Genomic DNA, 17,352 nt, shown 5'->3' with positions numbered 1-17,352 from the left:
GGCTATCCTCGCGCGCGGTGAGCTGAGCGATGTCGTCACCGATATCGAGGGCCTGGACGATCCGCAGCGTCGGATCCTCGCAGCCACCGTCGGCGATATCCGTGTCGTGAATCTGTACGTGGTCAACGGCAAGGCGTTGGGTGACGAGAAGTACACCTACAAGCTGCACTGGCTGGCGAAGGTCCGCGACTTCCTCGAGCAGCAGATCCTGAAGTATCCGAAGCTGGTCGTGCTGGGCGACTTCAACATCTGCCGCGACGACCGCGACGTATACGACCCCGTGGCCTGGGGCGAAGACATCTTCTGCTCCCCGCCCGAGCGCGCGGCACTGCAGGCGCTGTTCGATGTCGGCCTTCACGACAGTTTTCGCATGTTCAACGACGAAGCCGGTCTCTTCAGCTGGTGGGACTACCGCCAGGCCGGGTTCCGCCGCAACATGGGCCTGCGGATCGACCTCATCTTGATCAGCGATGCGCTCAAATCGTCGGTAACCTCGTCGATCATCGACAAGGCCCCGCGCAAGTGGGAGCAACCGTCCGACCACGCGCCCGTCGCGCTGGAGTTGATGCTTTGAACACACCCAAGTCCGAATGGCCCAGCTCGCTGGATGACGCCGAGCTCGAAGTCCTCGATACCTACCTGCGGATGCACGGTGGCGACGGCGACCTGATGCTCGACGGCTTGCATGGCCTTCTCTCGGCGATCGCCATCGGGCCGCTCGAAGTGAAGCCGGAAGAGTGGCTGCACGAGATCCTGCATGACGCCTTCGAGGACGAGGACGAAGGGAACCGGCTGCTCGCCCTGCTAGCCAAGCTCAACGATTCCATCAGCGCTGAACTCGACGTCGATGCCTATGAGCCCATCCTCGGTGAGATCGACACCGAAGACGGTCCCATGCTCTCTGCCGCCGGCTGGTGTGAAGGCTTCAGTCGCGGCATCGACATGCGCGCACAGCTCTGGGAAAACCGCCTGGCCGAGGACCCGAACCTGATGCAGCTGCTCGGCCCGATCATGGCCCTTGCCGTGGATGAAGGCGTACTCCAGGCCGATGCCGAGTTCGAGAAGCTCACCGACGAGGAGTACGACGAGTGCCTGGGCCAGTTGCCCGAGGTGCTCAATGCCGTCGGCGAGTACTGGCGCCAGAACGCGCCGACCGAAGACGAACTGGCAGCGATGACCCGCCCGCGCGTGGACGGTGAAGAAGGCCCGCCGCGGCAGCGCTCGGGCCACTGGGTGCATTAAGAAAGCGCTGACTGTTTTCCATGTGGGAGCCGCTTCAGCGGCGATAGGCGTTGCCGCGTCACCGCTCCGTTGGCCTTTCGCCGCTGAAGCGGCTCCCACAGGACAGATCGTTCACCGGACGCGTCTTGGCCCCGTCGCCGATTGGCGTCATCTTTGGTCGCATCAGCTACCGGAGACCCGTCATGACCCAACGAAGCATCGTCCGCCGCGTTCGCGGCATGGACACCGCCGACGGCGCCGGCGTGAAACTCAAGCGCGTGATCGGCCAGCCCGCCCTCGACATGCTCGATCCCTTCCTGCTGCTCGACGAGTTTCGCTCCGACCAGCCCGGCGACTACATCGAGGGCTTTCCCGAGCATCCCCACCGCGGGTTCGAGACCGTCACATACATGCTCGCCGGGCGCATGCAGCACGGCGACAACCACGGCAACCGCGGGGATCTCGGTCCGGGCAGCGTGCAGTGGATGACGGCAGGGCGCGGCATCCTGCATTCGGAAATGCCGCAGCAGGAAGAAGGGCTCATGTGGGGCTTTCAGCTGTGGGTGAACCTCCCGGCGACAGACAAGATGGTCGAACCGCGCTATCAGGACATCCCTCCTTCGGATATTCCGCTGGTGCATCCGGTGGAAGGCGTGGCCGTGCGCGTCATTGCCGGCGAACTGGCAGGCGCGAAGGGTCCGGTGTCCGCCGTGGCGACTGAGCCGGTGTATCTCGATATCGCCCTCGACGCAGGTGCGCGTTTCGAACTCGATCTGCCCGAAGGACACAGCGCGTTTGCCTATGTGTTCGATGGGAAGGCCGCAGTGGTGGCGGGTGAATCGCTGGCGCGTAGTGAGCTGGCGGTGTTGTCCAAGGGAAAGACGGTGACCTTCGCGGCCGACGAGTCCGCTCGTGTCCTGGTCGTCGCCGGCCGTCCGCTCGCTGAACCTGTCGCGCGCTACGGCCCGTTCGTCATGAACACCCCGGCGCAGATTCACGAAGCGATCGCGGATTTCCGCGCCGGCAAGTTCTGACGGTTCCTCGTACCAACGAATCGGCTCCCCCATATCCGATGAATCGGCCCCTGTAGGAGCCGATTCATCGGCGATCCCGCGCAGCGGGCCAATTCGCCGACTCCAACAAGAACCCCAAACCTGAACAAGCACGAGAAGTTCCCCACCCTGTTTAAGTGCCGGACGGGAACGGCCCTTTAGCATCGGCGCATCGGCATTCGCGAGGATTTCATTGCCCATGCGCTTCCTTTTTACCGCCGTGCCCATCACGGCAGCTCTCATCATTGCGGCGTGTTCACCGTCGCAAGCGCCCGCGCCAACGGCTGCACCCTCGGCCGAGACGACGACGGCGTCTGCCCCGGCGCCCGGTAAGACCGCGCCCGCAAACCCCGTGCTGGGATCGCCCGATTGGTTCGCCTGGGTCGATAAGACCCTGGCCATCAGCGATGACGGCCATGGTCCGAAACCGGATACCCCGGCCTGGGACCAGGCGGTGAATACCAAGCTGGGCGAAGAGGCTCCGCAGGCGAAGCCGGGATCGGCGGAGTGGCAGCAGGCGGTGGATGCGCTGTTGCGGACGCGGGTTGCTACGCACTAAGCCTGGGCCTTTCGCCCTGTCTGGCCCGCTGGCGCGGGATCGCCGATGAATCGGCTCCTACAGGGTGGCTTTGAAGGTGCTGGCGTTCGGGGGGATCTTCGTTTCGCCTGAAGGGAGCGAGAGGATCAGGCCGCCCGGCGGATGGATGGGCTGGGTGATGGTCAGGGTGACTTGTGCTCCCTTTGCCACCAGTGTGTAGCCCAGACGCCCGTAAGGCGTGCGCAGGTCGCGAATGGCGATGCCCTCGCCTTCCAGCCAGCCAGGCTGCACGCCGGCTGCCAGGACCATGCTGCCGTCCGCCTCGCGGTCGTAGGCAAACAGATCGAGCGCTGATCGGACGAAGTCCGAGGCAATCCACGCGTGGGGCATGTCGCCGACGAAGCGCGGCTTGCGCGGGTCGCGGCCGACGACCTCCGCCCACTGGTTCCACGCGGCCGGCCGGCGATCGGCGAAGAAGAACGCGATGAGGTCGTTGACACGGTCTCGCCAGCCCAGCCGGACGAAGGTGGCGATCGTTCGCACCTCATAGGGCGTGTAGTCCTCCCACGCCACCTGGCCGTCGCGCCGCGCCACGAATCCCTGCCAGTACCTCTCGAAGGTGTGCTCGACCAACGCCTTCGGCAGGCGTGACTGCTCGCCGCCCGGCGACAACGCGATCGTGGTCGAGGTAGCGTCAAAGTCGCCAAGCTCGGCCGAACCCGGAAGGAAGTCGATGCCGCGCGCCTTCACGGCCGCCTCGATGGACGCATGCAGATCGCCGCGGAACTGATCGCGCGAAGCCGTGTATGCCGGGACCTTGTCCGCGTGACCGAGCGCGGCAGCGAGTTCGACGGCATCGTCGTAGCCCTTGAGTGCCCAGAAGTCGTCCCAGTACGAATGCATCGGCTTGGTCGAATAGCCCTCGTGGCTGATCGAGGCAGGCATCAGGCCATAGAGCGGACGGTCGGCATTCCGCAGGCGCTCCGGCTCCCGCTCGCTGGCACGTAGCGTGTCCATGTACGTCACGGCCTTCTCGACATGCGGCCACAGTGCATCAACGGTGCCGCGGTCGTGCGTGTAGCGCCAGAGCTCGGCCACGCTGAAGATGAGTTCGCCGTGGCTATCGTTCTCGGGTACCGGATCGGAACCGCGCGCGTCGACACAGCACGGCACCTTTCCGCTGGAGAACTGGTGCGGTGCGTACCAGCGGATGAAGGCAGAGGCGACATCTTCGTGGCCCGTGCGGAGCAGCCCTTCGAGCATCATCGCGCCGTCGCGCACCCAGGTGCGTGCATACGAGCGCGTACCGGGCTGCAGCGCAGGCCCGTCACGCGACATGAGCATCTGCGCGACGCCGCTCTTCATGGTGTCAACGATGGGTTGCGCCGTGTACGGTACCGCCACCTCGACGCGGTCGAGCTTTTCATGCCAGGTCGCGGCGACGGCGTCGGCCTGGGTGGCCAGCCAGGTGCCAGCGTCCGCGGGCACGTCAACCACGTCGTCCTGTTTCACCGGCACGACGACGCCAAGATCGACGTGACCATGCGCCGGTACATGCAGGTCGTACAGCAACGCGCCTTGAGCGAAGCCCGTCGCGTCGTGAATCGCCTTCATGCTCGGGCGTTCGCCTGCATCCAGTCGTTCACCGAGCGCTTTCGGCGCACTGGCGCTGGCGACGAAGGCGGTCGTCGCCTGCAAGGGCACCACCTTGCGCGCACCGTTGACGGTCAATGCCCGACCATCCCACGCAAGATCGTGGATGGGACTGGTGCCACCCGGCGCATTGAGGAACTGCGTCGGCGGATTCACCTGGAACGGGCGCGTGGCGAGCGCCAGTGTCACATCGCGCGCGGTGTCATTGTCGTTCGCGACCCGATAGCTCAGCAGCAATCGCGAGGCGCCTGCAGGACCCTGTGCGAATACCGTTGTATCGAGGGTGAGTCCACCTGTCGCCCAGCGCACCGACGGCATCGGGAGGTAGCGGTCGCGCAGCGACTGCGTCGTCGTGACGTCCGCCCAGGTGATGAGCTTGCCGCCAGAGACGAGAAAGGGCTCGATGGAAAAGCCGCCGCGTACGATTTCCACCGCACCGTCTTCGGAGAGCAGCGCGGAATCACGACTACCGCCATCCACACCGACGATGGTCCAGTACGATTGCTCGCCCGAGAAGCCGCGCGGGTACAGTCCGCGACGTACCTGCCTGGCACGCGACTCGAACACGGCGTTCGGCGTCGGTGGCGGCACGGCCACCGCCTCCGGCATTCGCGGTGTGAGACGAAGATTGTCGAAGCAGACCTCGCCACGATTCGCCGCCTGCCCAGGTTGCGCCTCGGCATAGACGACGAACTCGATATCGCGCGTATGACGCAAGGCGCGGTCTTTGACAGGCCCCCACGCGAACTCGACCTGGCGGCTCGTCGCCTGGACGGTTGTCCACGTGCCGGTCGGCATGAAGTGCGGTTGCTGGAACCACCAGACGTTGTCGCCGCTATCGTCGACCAGCTTCAGCTGCAAGGTGTTTGGCGGCATGTGGCCGCGCACGTCGAAACTCAGCGCGAAGCCATCCGGGTAATCGATCGGCAGGGTTTTGCGTATAGACGCTGCGCCCGACACGCCGTTGAAATCGTAGGCGAGGCAGATGGCCTGTCCCACGCGTCCGGGCATCGGGCGCAGCGTAGCCGACACATCATCGGTGTGGATCGCTGCCCAACCTGTCGCCGTATCGAAGGTGTCGAGCGTGCGTGCCTTGTCCGTGGCAAACGTCGGCAAGGCGACGAGGAAGCACGCAGACGCGGCCAGTTTGAATAAAGCGAAACGCGACATACGGCTTATCCCTTGACGCTACCCATGAGCAGACCTTCGAGGTAGTAGCGCTGCAGGGCGAGGAACAGAACGAGTACCGGAAGGATGGTCACGACCGAGCCAGCCATCATCAGCTCGCTGTCCTGCACGTGCTCGCGCGACAGCGACGCCAGCGCGATCGGCAGCGTGTAGTGCTCTTGTCCGGTCAGTGCGATCAACGGCCACATGAAGTCGTTCCACGCGGCCAGGAAGGTGAAGATCGCCAGCGTCACCATGATCGGCTTCAGCAGCGGCATCACGATGGTGGCGAAGATACGGAATTCGCCAGCACCATCGATGCGCGCCGCCTCCATCAGGTCGTCCGGAATACCGCTGGCGTACTGGCGCACGAGGAAGATGCCAAAGATGGTCGCCAGCGCAGGCACGATCACCGCGCCATAAGTGTTGACCAGGCCCATGTACTTCAGCAGCAGGAACAGCGGCAGCATCGCTACCTGTGCCGGGATCACCAGCGCGCCGAGCAGCACCTGGAAGATCCGCTGGCGCCCCTTGAATTCCAGCTTGGCAAAGGCGTAGCCGGCCATCAGGTTGAAGGCGAGCGAGACCACGGTAATCGCGGTCGAGATCAGCAGGCTGTTGACCAGGTAACGGCCCATGCCGGCGTTGAGGAACAGCTGGCGATAATTGGCGAGCGTCGGATGCGTGGGCAGGATGGGCGGCGGCAAGGCACTCGCCTCACCCTGCGGCATGAACGACACGGACAGCATGTACAGCAGCGGCGCAATGGCGATCGCCGCGGCGCCGATCAGCAGGCCGTTGATGAGGGCCTTGGCCAGACGTGGGCTCATGCCTTCTCTCCCTGCCGCGACAGGCGCAGCATCGTCGCGGTGACCGCGAACATGATGACGAACAGGATGAAGGCCACGGCCGAGGCCGAACCCAGGTTCCACCACTTGAAGCCCTCTTCGTACATCAGGTACAGCACCGAGGTGGTGCTCTGCAGCGGGCCGCCTTCGGTCATGACATACGGCTCGGCGAACAGCTGGAAGTAACCGGAAACGGTAAGAATGCTCACCATCACCATGGTGGGTTTCAGCATCGGCAGGGTTATGTGACGAAACTGCGCAAAGGCCGACGCACCATCGATGCGCGCGGCCTCGTAGAGATCGCCGGGTATCGCCTGGAGGCCGGCCATGAAGATGATCATGTTGTAGCCGAAGTTCTTCCACACGGCGAACAGGATGATCGTCGGCATCGCCCAGTGCGGATCACCCAGCCAGTCGATGGTCGGCATGCCGATCGCATCGAGCGCGTAGTTGACCAGGCCGTACTTGGTGTTGAACAGGTAACGCCAGATCACCGCGACCGCGACCACGGTCGTCACGACGGGTGCGAACAGCGCCGTGCGGAAGAAGGGCTTGAACCGGACGAGTGGTGAATTGAGCAGCATCGCCGAACCCAGCGAAGCGATCAGCGACAAGGGCACGCCGACTACCACGAAGTACACCGTATGGCCGAGTGCCGACCAGAACAGCGGGCGCTGCAGCAGCTGCCAGTAGTTCTGCAGGGCAACGAAGCGCAGGTTGCGGATGTCGGCCAGCGCATAAAGATCGTAATCGGTGACCGAAAGGATCAGCGCCGCGACCACCGGCAGCAGGAAGAACAGGCCGAGGATGATCAGCGCGGGCGTGATGAACAGCCAGGCGGCGCGGGAGGTATTCATGGCGATGCCTTATGGCCGTGGTCGAGCATCCAGCGACGTTTCTCCAGCAGGCGGTCCGCCCGGCGATCGATCTCGGCGGCGGCTTCGTCGATGGAGAGATCGCCATGAGCGGCCTGCGCGGCGACGAGCTGCATCTCGGTGACGATGCGTTCCCACTCGGCCACCGGCGGCGTGGGCTTCACGCGCTCGAGCTGCTCGCGGAAGGCCGTGGCCTTGTCGTCGTTACGCAGCGCGGGCGCTTCCCACGAGGAACGTCGCGGCGGCATGTCGCCGAGGATCTGGTAGAAGCGCTCCTGGATGGCCGGGCGCGAGAGGAACTCGACAAGCGCCCAGGCGTCATCCTTGTGCTTCGACGCACGGAAGATGACCAGGCTGGAGCCGCCCGCATTCGATGCGCCCGGACCGTCGGGCCCCGGCAACGGCGTGGTCGCCCAATCGCCCTGCTGCTCGGGTGGAAGGCGTTTGCGGAACTCGCCGATATTCCACGGACCCGACAGATAAAACGTGTAAAAGCCCTGGCCGAAAGCCGCCCACGGGTTGCCCACACCGACGTTGGTCATCATCGGGGCTTGCTTGTTCTTGAACAGCGAGACGTAGAAGGTCAGCGCCTTCTTGAAACCGGCACTGCGGAAATTGCCGTAGCGACCATCGTCGCGCAGCAAGGGCTCATCCTGCTGCAGGGAGAGCGCGAGCAGCTGTTCGAATTCGTTGGTCGGTAGCAGCACGCCATAGGTCTTGCCGGGCGGCTGCGACAGCTTCGCCATCATCGCCTGCCACTCGTTCCAGTCGCGCGGCGGATGGTCGTAACCGACCTTCGCGAGAAGATCCTTGCGATAGAACAACAGGCGCGTGTCGACGTACCAGGGCACGCCGTACAGCTTGCCGTCGATGACGTTGGTGGACCAGATGGCCGGGAAATAGTCGTTGCGATCGACGACCTTCGACGCGGCGACGCGTGCGTCGAGCGGCTCGATCGCGTCCAGTGCCACCAGTTCCGGCACCCAGGTGTTACCCAGCTGGGTGATATCTGGCGTGGAGTCACCGGCGTAGGCCGTCAGCAGCTTCTGGTGAGCGGCCGTAAGCGGCAGCTGCTGCACGGACACGTGCAGGCCGGGATGCTCACGCTCGAACTCCGGCAGCAGCTTTTCCACCGCCTCGCCTTCGCGGCCGATGGTCCAGAACTGCAGGGTCCGCGCGTCCGCGTCCGGTTTCGCACAGCCGGCCACCGCGACGGCGGCAAGCGCCAGCGCCAGGGTGGTCCGGCAAGCGCGGGTGACGCGACTCACCACAGGTTGGCGGCCGTATCGGCATCGAGCCAGCCGCCGGTGAAGCCGGCGCGCTGCAGACCCTTGCGGATATACGGGTTCTTCTTCATCACCGACCAGACGAAATCGCTTCGGTAGTTCTCGATCATCAACACGATGGGGCCCTGGTCGATGCCCAGGTGCACGGTGTCTGCCCAGCCGAAACCCGGTACCAGCCTGCCGGTGCGCACTTCGGTCTTGGTGTCGAAGGTCATGTTGAAGGCGTCGACGAAGCCGTACTTCGTATAGATGTACTGGCCGTACTTCTTTTTCATCTCCTCGAGCGCGGGAATCACGATCTCGGGCGCGAAGGCGATCGAGCCGCCGGCTGCCGTGGGCACGATGGTGCCGTCGTCGGAGATGTAGTCCAGGCCGGCGCCTCGTGCGGTGTAACCGGCGAAAGTGCGCTCTTTGTCGCCCTGCTTGACGATCAGGCCGCCGGGGCCATTACTGGCGGTGAGGCCCCAGATGTTCTTGCCGTAACCGTTCCAGCCGCCGGGATTGGCTACCGCATAGGCCTGCTGTGAGTATGTCGCACGACGGCTGTTCTCGAAGTAGTCCATGTTGTGGTCACGGCCCCAGGCGTCGCGGATGCCGCGGAAATCCACCCAGGTATGGCTGTACTGGTGACCGAACATCGGTGCGAAGTTGAGGAAGGTCTGGCCGTGGAACTCGCCCCAGGTCTTGTCGTACGTAGCCGTCCAGGCGTGCCAGGCATCCTCGTTCACCGGGTGCGTGGGCGAACCGAGGGCCAGGATGTACACCAGCATGCCTTCGTTATAGCCGGCCCAGTCGTGCGGAATCATCTTGCCGCCGGGTGTCCAGCCCATGCTGATCAGGGCACCGTGGTTCTGCGCCCAGGTCCATTCGACGCGACGGTAAATGTCGTCGGCAAGCTGGCGAATCTCGGCTTCCTGCGGGTTGTCGTGGTCGTAATAGCTCTGCGCGAACAGGATGCCACCGAGCAGCAGCGTCGTGTCCACCGTGGAGACTTCGGTCCAGCGCGCTTCACGCTGACCGGTCTGCATGTTCAGGAAGTGATAGAAGAAGCCTTTGTAGCCGGTGGCGCCGTCTTCGGCGTCGTTCTGCGGGGCGTCGTGGAAGAAACGCAGGGTGGCCAGCGTGCGCTCGACCGCCTGGTCACGGGTGATATACCCGCGCTCGACACCCACGCCGTACGCCGTCAGGCCGAAACCGACCGAGGCGATCGAAGCGAAGGACGGGCTCGGGTAGTGATCGGGAATAAGGCCGTTGGTCGGGTTGCCGCTGTCCCAAAACCACTGGAACGTACGTTTCTCCAGCTCCACCACCATGGGCGGGACGGCGTGGAGGTCTTTGAGCGTGGCGGCCGACACGTGTTTGGCTTTCGCGGGTTCTTTCTGCGCGAGGGCAAGGGGGGCGGTACTGGCGAGCATGACACCGAGAGCTAGGGCTAGGCGTTTCATCGTAGTGGCTTTCATTGAGCGAATCCTTTGGTACGTCCCGCGGTGGCGTATGTAAACGTTTACGCCATCAAGACAAATAAAAGTCCCGGAGGACTTTGCTTGCCGTACAAAAGCAGCGCCCGCGGGGAGACTCGCGGGCGCCGAAAGTATGGTGCATCCGGCGTACCGGATGCACCCGTCGATCAGAACTTCAGGCCAACGGTGAAGCGTGCGGTACGCGGCAGGTAGGTGATGTTGCCCTGCTTGTTGTACGACACGCCGTTCGGATTGAATTCGCCGCCGGAACCCCAGGCGGTGTTGTAGTCGGCGTAGTTGGTCCAGTTGAACAGGTTCAGGATATCGAAGCGGGCGTAGATCTTGGTGTCGCCGCTGATGATGAAGTCCTTGGTGAACTGCACGTCGATATCGCGGTAACCCCAGATGTCACCACCGACCAGGAACTTGGAGCCGCGGGGAATACCAGCAACCGGCTGGCAGGAGCTACCTGTCGGCAGGATCGCGCCGTAGCAGGCGTTGTCGTTCTTCGGCAGCGGCGTGGCGACGGTCAGCTTGATCGAGGCATTGATGCCCCACGGCAGGTCGACCGCACCCGTACCGACGAAGCGGTGCTTCGCCACCGCATTCGAAGTGATGAACGGGTAGTCATTGATCGTGGCTTCGTCGAACGAGTAATGCTCGTTGATGTCACGGTTCTGCTTGGCATGCGAGTACGTGTACGCCAGGCTTGTGCTCCAGCCGGATTCCACCGTGTACGGCTTGTTCGCCGACAGCAGGACCTGCGTGGTGCGTGTGGAGATGCCGTTGTTACCGATGATCAGGCCGCCCATGTTCGGCACGCCATTGCTCCAGGGCTGTGAACCGCCCTGGAAGAACTGGCCGTTGGGGAAGCGGTTGCCGAGGGTGAACACGAAACCGTCTCTCGACAGCACGCGGGTCACCGTGGCATCGGTCTGCCAGTCACCGACGGCATTGGACATACCGAGGCTGAACTGGTCGGAGTACGGAGCCTTCAGGTGGTTGTTGAGCATGTCCACTTCCTGGCCGGAATTGCCGCCGGAGAGAAGACTGTTCAACACACCCTGGCCGCCCGTCAGATAAGCCGGATTGAAGGGGATGCAGTTCGACGCGCCGGTGTCACACGGGTGGGTCGGAAGATTGAAGTTCAGCGTGGTCTGCGGCAGCGTCAGCTTGGTCTGCTCGACCTGAAGGTAGTCGAACAGGTTGCGGTCGTAGGCGCGGCCGGCACCGCCGTGGATGACATGCGCTTCATCGCCGAACAGGTCGTACGAGAAGCCGAGGCGCGGCTGCCACTCGCCCTTGTAGGCTTTGCGGTTATTGCCGGTGCTGATGTAATCGTTGACGTTGACGCCGCCCTTGGCAAGCGATTCCGCATAGGTCTGGCCGACCGGTGCACCCGCGTACGGGTCCTGCGAGTTGAGGGCATCGAGCACGCGCTGGGGTGTCACGTAGTTCGTGTACTGCGGCGTGACTTCGTAGTCCCAGCGCACGCCGAGGTTCAGGGTGAGGTGGTCGTTAACGGTCCAGTCGTCCTGCGCGAACATGCCGTACTGGCGCGACGTGGTGTCGGCAACGCCGTCCACGCCCGGCAGCTGCGTCGCGTAGAAGACTTTCCACGGCTGCGCCGAGGTGCCGGTCGGATTCACGTCGTAGAAGAACTGCGGATTGGACGCAGCAGCATCGGCGGCCTTCAGCTCGACCGACTTGTACTTGTAGCCGAACTTGACGACATGGTCGCCGTGCCACTCGAGATCGTTGAAGGTGAAGGTGTCGGAGATGCTTGGACCTTCCTGGCTCTTGTCCGAGATCCCGCGCGGATCGGCCGAGCCCGTCGTCAGGATCGTTGCGTCCTGCTGCTGCTGGTACGAATAGGTGGCGCCGTTGCCGACCGTGGTCGGGACCGCCCGCAGATAAGCGTTCTCATAGGTGAAGATCAGCTCGTTGTACCAGCTGTCCGCACTATGGGCCCACTTGAACGTGCCGCGCGTGTCGTGGTTGTTGTTGTCGAGCCCGGCTGAGGCCGTCACACCGCTGCCGACGTTCGAGACCTGCGTTTCGCGGCGCACCTGGGTGCTGATCTCGATGCGGTCGCGGTCGGTCAGCTCCCAGTCGATCTTGCCGAAGTACAGCTTCTCGTTGAAGGGGATGTTGGCCGGACCAATTTCAGCCTGCGCGGACGCGGGAAGCAGCGCACTGACATTCGCATTGTTGACGCTGTTCGGCGTGACCGAAATCGGCGTGTCGAACTTCTTCTCTTCGTAGGCCACGAAGAAATGCATCTTGTCCTTGATGATCGGACCGCCGAGCGCGAAACCGTATTCCTTGGATTCGGACTCGACCTTCTTGCCGGAGAACTTCTCGATCGGCGTACGGTTGCGGAACGCGTCGTTGGTGTACGTGCCGAACACCTCACCGTGGAACTCGTTGGTGCCCGACTTCGTATCGGCGGTGATCGCCGCGCTCGAGACCTGGTCGTACTCGGCCTTGTAGTTCGAGGTGATGACCTTGTATTCGCCGATGGCAAGCTGCGGGAACGGGTTGCCCTGGCTACCACTCTGGCCGGAGACGCCGCCTTCCTTCACGTAGCTCTTCTGGCTCACGCCATCGATGTAGACGTTCGTCGAGCTGGTGTTCTGTGCGCCGCCGCGAAGCGACGTATTGCCCTTCGCATCGACGCTGAAGACCATGCCCGGCACGGTGTCGGCGAACTCGAGGAAGTTACGCGAGGCCTGCGGAATGGTCGCGATCTGGTGCAGCGAGATCGTCTGGCCGACTTCCGGCGTCTTCACTTCCTGGATCGTCGTGGCGGCGACCGTCACGCCTTCCATGGCCGTCGCATTGGCCGCGTTGGCCGTCGTGCCCTGGGAGGTCGGGGCCATCAGGTTCACGGTGGCCGTGGAGGCGACCGTCAACGTGATGTTCTGCTCCGTGGCCGGGCCCGCGTCCACGCGATACGTCGCCGGCGGCAGGCCATTGATCACGTAGGAGCCGTCGGCACCGGCCGTCGCATGGCGGGTCAGGCCGGTCTGCGGGTTGAACACGGTGACATTGGCGCCCGGCGTGGCCTTGCCACGAAGCGTGGCATTGGCGGTCTGTGCGAACACGGCGCCGGGTGCGATCGCGGTGGCGACGGCGGCAGCGATGACACTGACCAGCAGCTTTTTCTTCAAATGCGACGAAACCTTCATGAATCCCCTCTCCCAAATGGTTCTTGCTGTGCTGTCCGGCCCGGCGGAGCGTGAAACACGGAGGTCGACATTGGTGTCGTCCGCGGTGGTCGTGCCACTTTTTCGAGAGCGTTATGCCCCCGTGCTTTCCCGCCCGTTCCGCGGTTGCGGACCGGAAGTTCGTTCGGATGTCCTGTGATTGACGCCGTCCCTGAGGTTCCAGCCACGGCCCGGCAAGCCGTGTATTCCGACGGGCGTCAGGCCCGTCGTCTTACCGTGTCGCTCCCGCCACACGAGGCGCGAACGACGATTTCGGTGCTGACGACATGCGGCTCGGGAGCGGCGTCGTCGGGTGCTTCGATCATGGCGGCGAGACGCTCGAGGGCGGCCTCACCAAGCTCGGCGATGCGGATGCGCACCGTGGTCAACGGCGGCGACACATAGCGCGCCATGGGAATGTCGTCGAAGCCCACCACGGCGATGTCTTCGGGCGTGCGCACCTTCGCCTCGGCGAGTGCGGACAGGCAGCCGATCGCCATCATGTCGTTGGCGGCGAAGATCGCATCGGGGCGCGGCACCATGGCCAGCGCCTGCTTGCCGGCGTGGTAACCGGATTCCTCGGTGAAGTCGCCGTGCAGCACAGCCGCACGCCCACCAAATCCGGCGGTGGACAGGGCGTCGCGGTAACCGCGGATACGCTCCTGCACGTCGTGGTTCACTTCGGGACCGGCAATGAAAACGATGCGCTTGCGACCCAGGCCCAGCAGGTGTTCGGTCATGGCGCGGGCACCGCCGAAGTCGTCCACGTCGAGCGAGGCGTGCCGTTCCGAGCGCACGTGGCTGTTGATCAGCACGGTCGGCAGGACGATCGGCAGGTTCTCGTCGAGGAACGCTTCGTCCGCATGCGGCGACATCACCAGCAGGCCGTCCACGCGGCCCTGCATGGCGCGCAGGGCGATGGCGGCTTCGGTGGCATCACCGTGGGAGCTGGAGACCAGCAGGTAGAGCCCACGCGCCCGTGCGGCCAGATCGATACCGCGGATGAGTTCGGAGAAGAACGAACCGTGCAGATCGGGCAGGAGGGCGCCGATGGTCTGGGTACGGCGGGTGATCAGGCTGCGCGCAGCATTGTGCGGAACGTAGCGGAGGCGGGTCGCAACTTCTCGAATCCGCTTCTGGGTTTCGGCCGTCACGCCGCCATGGCCGTTCAGGGCACGGGAAACCGAGGCCACGGAAACGTTGGCCATTCTCGCGACGTCTTTGATGGTCACACTCACGCGTTTTCGCCCTTATCCCCCGCCCCGGAGGGCTGACGGCGCGGAACGTAAACGTTTTCATGGGAGCTTGTAAAGTCTTCGAAAACAAGGCCTTGTTGCGCTGCGGTACGATACTGGACGAAGAGCGATACCACTCGCCCCCACCTGTTAAAAACGTGTGTGGTGTCAGCGACTTGACTGGTACGTAAACGTTTGCGGCGACGCAGCAGCTGTCTCAGCGAAAACGTCACGGAGATGAATGGCTGCCGCGTTTAGTAACGGGCGTTACATGGAAAATCGCGACTTCTTGCGCTTTGAAGCGCCGCTCGTTCGCCCCTGTAGGAGCCGATTCATCGGCGATGGGTGCTCGCGACCCGTTAGGGATCGCCGATGAATCGGCTCCTACACAGAGCGGTGCTGCCCAAATCTCACGCTTGCTGCGCTGTCGTCGACGTGGCGGCGGTGGCAACCACACGCTTCGACGACCAGACACTGCACGGATCGCCCTCGACGGCACGCCTGCGGGTGGCGACGCCTAGCCACGCGAAGCCCACGCCCATGGCGATGGCAACGAGGTCCACGCCCAGCACGGCGAAGCGACCCTCCGCCAGCGTGCGCATGAGGCGATCTCCGTGGATCGCCATGTCGAGCACGCCAACGGTCACGCTTACCAGCGCCGTCGCGCAGAGCAGATCCACGGCCGCCTTCGCCGGCCGGCGCCAGAAGGTCCAGATCACGGCGGCCGCGAAGGCAGTGAAGCAAACCGGCTGGACGATCGCTTCCGGCGTGGCGCCAAGCAACGGCCCGATCAGATTTCCCAGGAAGGTCGCCGAGATGGCGAAGCACGAACCGATGCACACGCCCACGGTAGCCGTGGCCATCGCGCGTACCTTCATCGGCTGCTCGGCCTGGCGCCGCTTACGCCGCGTCTCGATATAGAGCAGGTTGCCGGAATAGAAAAGGAAGGCGCCAGCAAGCCCAAGCAGGAAGTACAGCCAGCGCAGCGACACGTTACCGAACGAACCGAAGTGCAGCCCGAAGATGGCGGCGTAGGTCGCGTGGTTGGCATCGCGCGCCCCGCTCACCTGCACCTGCAAAACATGGCCGTCGGCGGCATCGAGCGAGACCATGCCGTACTCACCGAGCGTCTTGGTCGAGGTGCCGCGTACTTCCGCAGCCGCGCCCTTCTGGCCGTAGTGCACGTAACGCATGTAATCGGGTTTGAAGTTCGCGACACCGGAGGCGATTGCCGCCTGGCGCGCCCGCGCACCGAGTTCCGCCGGGGTCAGCATCACCGCGCTGCCACCCTTCGCCGTCGTTTCCGGAAGCGCGCTGGTCATGCGCTCGAACGCCAGCAACAGCTTGCCGTCGAACGCCGCCGTGTTGAACGCCATCAACATGACCATGGTCAGGCAGAGCAACGCGCCGGTGATGGCGAAGATGATGTGGAAGGGCAGGCTGAGAATGCCGATGACGTTGTGCGCGTCCTGCCACAGCCGCTTGAGGTTATGACCGGGGCGCAGCGCGAACAGCTCGCGCACGAGATTGGGCAGATGAATCAGCAGGCCGGTAAGCAAGGCGAGACCGTAGATCACGCTGACGACACCCATCAGATAGATACCGATCGCCGGGATGCCGAGGTCGTAGTGCAGCTCGTAGACGAAGTCGGCCAGTGCGTGCTCGTGGTCTTCCGCGTCGCGCGCGCTGCTCTCGTTGAGCGTCTGCGTTTTCCAGTCGCCGCTCTTGTCCATCCAGTACGCGGCCACCTCGTGCGACGGATGATCGGCTGGGAAGGTCACGCCGATCTGGTCGCGCGCCCCGGGGTGCGTGGCGACGATGCCCTCGAGCATTTTCTCCACGCGATCCATCGTGTCGGCACGAGCCATCTCGGCCCGGGGCGACGCCCAGGTGTCGATCTCGTCGTGGAACATCGTCAGCGCGCCCGCGTAGAACGCGATGAACAGCGCGAAGCCAGCAAGCAATCCGGTCCAGGTGTGGACGACGGTAAACGTGCGAATGGTCGAGGCTTTCATCGGATCAGAGCCCCGGCATCGTGTGCTTGGCAAGGAACAGGGCGCCGAATGCGGCGAGGTTGGCCACGGCCAGCCAGGCCCAGGCGCGGGCGCCGCTGCGGAACATATAAGTGCCACCCATGATCCCGGTCCAGACCGGGAAGAAAGCGACCAGGAAGGGCAGGGTCACCGATTCGCTCGAGCCCGGCCAGATCCAGATCATCACGGCGATGAGGGCCAGCGCCAGCGGCAGGCCGAGCAGGATGCCGGCGAAGGTCTTGGCGAGCATCAGCGGTTTTTCCGTTCGGCGGCGGGGCGGAAGAGCCATGCCACATAGGGCCAGGCGACCGCGCCGAGCATCAGCGCGGCGAGCGCGGCAACAATCCCGGGAAGCGACGTCTCACCGGCGATCCAGGCGGCGAACGCGATGACGGCGAAAACCCATGCGGCAAGGCGGCCCCTGCGCCCCAACGGACGCGCCAGCACGCGCTGGTTCCGGGCCGAGAGATAAGCGAGGGCCATGGCGACGAGGGCCGCCACGCAGCCGAGGGTATTCATTGGCATGGCCTGTCGATGGCTGATTGATAATTATTATCATTTAAGCCAGGACGGTCAACCGTCGTATCACTGTCCGTATGGCCGCCAATAGGCGCCTCCCGGTCCAAGCATCTCCATGACAGCGTCCACGGCTCTACGGGGTTTACTGGGTTTAGGGTCACATGTCAGCGGAAAGTGAGTGATCGGTCCCTGGCTTCCCGTCCCCGAGCCATCGCCGTCAATGCCGTAGCCAAACGATGCAGCGCTCGCCGCCGCC

General features: G+C 64.0%; 13 protein-coding genes and 1 pseudogene. 4 read left to right on the top strand and 10 right to left on the bottom strand.

Annotated features, from left to right (window positions below):
• The 4 genes from AC1DSN_RS01480 to AC1DSN_RS01465 all read left to right on the top strand — a co-directional run.
• A partial coding sequence (locus AC1DSN_RS01480) for an exodeoxyribonuclease III (protein ID WP_477329325.1) occupies nucleotides 1-574 on the top strand: 574 nt, incomplete at its 5' end.
• Nucleotides 571-1,242: a YecA/YgfB family protein gene (locus AC1DSN_RS01475; RefSeq protein ID WP_063572242.1), complete on the top strand. Its 672-nt coding sequence runs from the start codon at nucleotides 571-573 to the stop codon at nucleotides 1,240-1,242. The genes AC1DSN_RS01480 and AC1DSN_RS01475, both read left to right, overlap by 4 nt.
• A gap of 182 nt (nucleotides 1,243-1,424) precedes the next feature.
• Nucleotides 1,425-2,255, top strand: a complete 831-nt coding sequence (locus AC1DSN_RS01470) for a pirin family protein (protein ID WP_477293461.1) — start codon at nucleotides 1,425-1,427, stop codon at nucleotides 2,253-2,255.
• A gap of 217 nt (nucleotides 2,256-2,472) precedes the next feature.
• Complete coding sequence (locus tag AC1DSN_RS01465; RefSeq protein ID WP_213949107.1) at nucleotides 2,473-2,832, top strand: hypothetical protein; 360 nt, start codon at nucleotides 2,473-2,475, stop codon at nucleotides 2,830-2,832.
• Between the two features lie 111 nt (nucleotides 2,833-2,943).
• Here the strand turns inward: AC1DSN_RS01465 and AC1DSN_RS01460 are convergent.
• The 10 genes and pseudogenes from AC1DSN_RS01460 to AC1DSN_RS01415 form a co-directional block, all read right to left on the bottom strand.
• Nucleotides 2,944-5,634: pseudogene (locus tag AC1DSN_RS01460) on the bottom strand (discoidin domain-containing protein); the annotation flags it as partial.
• Nucleotides 5,635-5,639: 5 nt separating this feature from the next.
• Entirely contained in the window at nucleotides 5,640-6,461 is an 822-nt protein-coding gene (locus tag AC1DSN_RS01455) for a carbohydrate ABC transporter permease (RefSeq protein WP_063571280.1), read from the bottom strand.
• The gene (locus tag AC1DSN_RS01450; protein ID WP_477293456.1) at nucleotides 6,458-7,336 is read right to left on the bottom strand and encodes a carbohydrate ABC transporter permease; all 879 of its coding nucleotides are present in this window, start codon (nucleotides 7,334-7,336) and stop codon (nucleotides 6,458-6,460) included. The genes AC1DSN_RS01455 and AC1DSN_RS01450 overlap by 4 nt, the downstream gene beginning before the upstream one ends.
• Nucleotides 7,333-8,622, bottom strand: a complete 1,290-nt coding sequence (locus AC1DSN_RS01445) for a sugar ABC transporter substrate-binding protein (RefSeq protein WP_477293454.1) — start codon at nucleotides 8,620-8,622, stop codon at nucleotides 7,333-7,335. The genes AC1DSN_RS01450 and AC1DSN_RS01445 overlap by 4 nt, the downstream gene beginning before the upstream one ends.
• Nucleotides 8,619-10,085: a glucoamylase family protein gene (locus AC1DSN_RS01440; RefSeq protein WP_477329323.1), complete on the bottom strand. Its 1,467-nt coding sequence runs from the start codon at nucleotides 10,083-10,085 to the stop codon at nucleotides 8,619-8,621. Before AC1DSN_RS01440 ends, AC1DSN_RS01445 begins: the two co-directional genes overlap by 4 nt.
• A gap of 182 nt (nucleotides 10,086-10,267) precedes the next feature.
• The gene (locus AC1DSN_RS01435) at nucleotides 10,268-13,291 is read right to left on the bottom strand and encodes a TonB-dependent receptor (protein WP_477295863.1); all 3,024 of its coding nucleotides are present in this window, start codon (nucleotides 13,289-13,291) and stop codon (nucleotides 10,268-10,270) included.
• Nucleotides 13,292-13,527: 236 nt separating this feature from the next.
• Nucleotides 13,528-14,547: a LacI family DNA-binding transcriptional regulator gene (locus tag AC1DSN_RS01430; protein ID WP_345777504.1), complete on the bottom strand. Its 1,020-nt coding sequence runs from the start codon at nucleotides 14,545-14,547 to the stop codon at nucleotides 13,528-13,530.
• A 407-nt stretch (nucleotides 14,548-14,954) separates the two neighbouring features.
• Nucleotides 14,955-16,559 (bottom strand): PepSY-associated TM helix domain-containing protein, encoded by a 1,605-nt coding sequence (locus AC1DSN_RS01425; protein ID WP_477295864.1) that lies wholly within the window; start codon nucleotides 16,557-16,559, stop codon nucleotides 14,955-14,957.
• Nucleotides 16,560-16,563: 4 nt separating this feature from the next.
• Nucleotides 16,564-16,827, bottom strand: a complete 264-nt coding sequence (locus tag AC1DSN_RS01420) for a hypothetical protein (RefSeq protein ID WP_063571274.1) — start codon at nucleotides 16,825-16,827, stop codon at nucleotides 16,564-16,566.
• Nucleotides 16,827-17,102 carry a hypothetical protein gene (locus AC1DSN_RS01415; protein ID WP_477329321.1) on the bottom strand — a complete coding sequence of 92 codons (276 nt, stop codon included), beginning with the start codon at nucleotides 17,100-17,102 and terminating at the stop codon, nucleotides 16,827-16,829. Before AC1DSN_RS01415 ends, AC1DSN_RS01420 begins: the two co-directional genes overlap by 1 nt.
• Nucleotides 17,103-17,352: the final 250 nt, after the last annotated feature.

This window comes from Luteibacter sp. P4_D7_3 (assembly GCF_056401735.1).
This window is presented reverse-complemented; position numbering and strand designations above follow the sequence as displayed.

Bases quoted from the DNA above. Each gene is read 5' to 3' on its own strand.
- AC1DSN_RS01470 (WP_477293461.1), top strand. From the start codon at position 1,425: ATGACCCAACGAAGCATCGTCCGCCGCGTTCGCGGCATGGACACCGCC.
- AC1DSN_RS01465 (WP_213949107.1), top strand. From the start codon at position 2,473: ATGCGCTTCCTTTTTACCGCCGTGCCCATCACGGCAGCTCTCATCATT.
- AC1DSN_RS01455 (WP_063571280.1), bottom strand. From the start codon at position 6,461: ATGAGCCCACGTCTGGCCAAGGCCCTCATCAACGGCCTGCTGATCGGC.
- AC1DSN_RS01450 (WP_477293456.1), bottom strand. From the start codon at position 7,336: ATGAATACCTCCCGCGCCGCCTGGCTGTTCATCACGCCCGCGCTGATC.
- AC1DSN_RS01440 (WP_477329323.1), bottom strand. From the start codon at position 10,085: ATGAAACGCCTAGCCCTAGCTCTCGGTGTCATGCTCGCCAGTACCGCC.
- AC1DSN_RS01435 (WP_477295863.1), bottom strand. From the start codon at position 13,291: ATGAAGGTTTCGTCGCATTTGAAGAAAAAGCTGCTGGTCAGTGTCATC.
- AC1DSN_RS01425 (WP_477295864.1), bottom strand. From the start codon at position 16,559: ATGAAAGCCTCGACCATTCGCACGTTTACCGTCGTCCACACCTGGACC.
- AC1DSN_RS01420 (WP_063571274.1), bottom strand. From the start codon at position 16,827: ATGCTCGCCAAGACCTTCGCCGGCATCCTGCTCGGCCTGCCGCTGGCG.
- AC1DSN_RS01415 (WP_477329321.1), bottom strand. From the start codon at position 17,102: ATGCCAATGAATACCCTCGGCTGCGTGGCGGCCCTCGTCGCCATGGCC.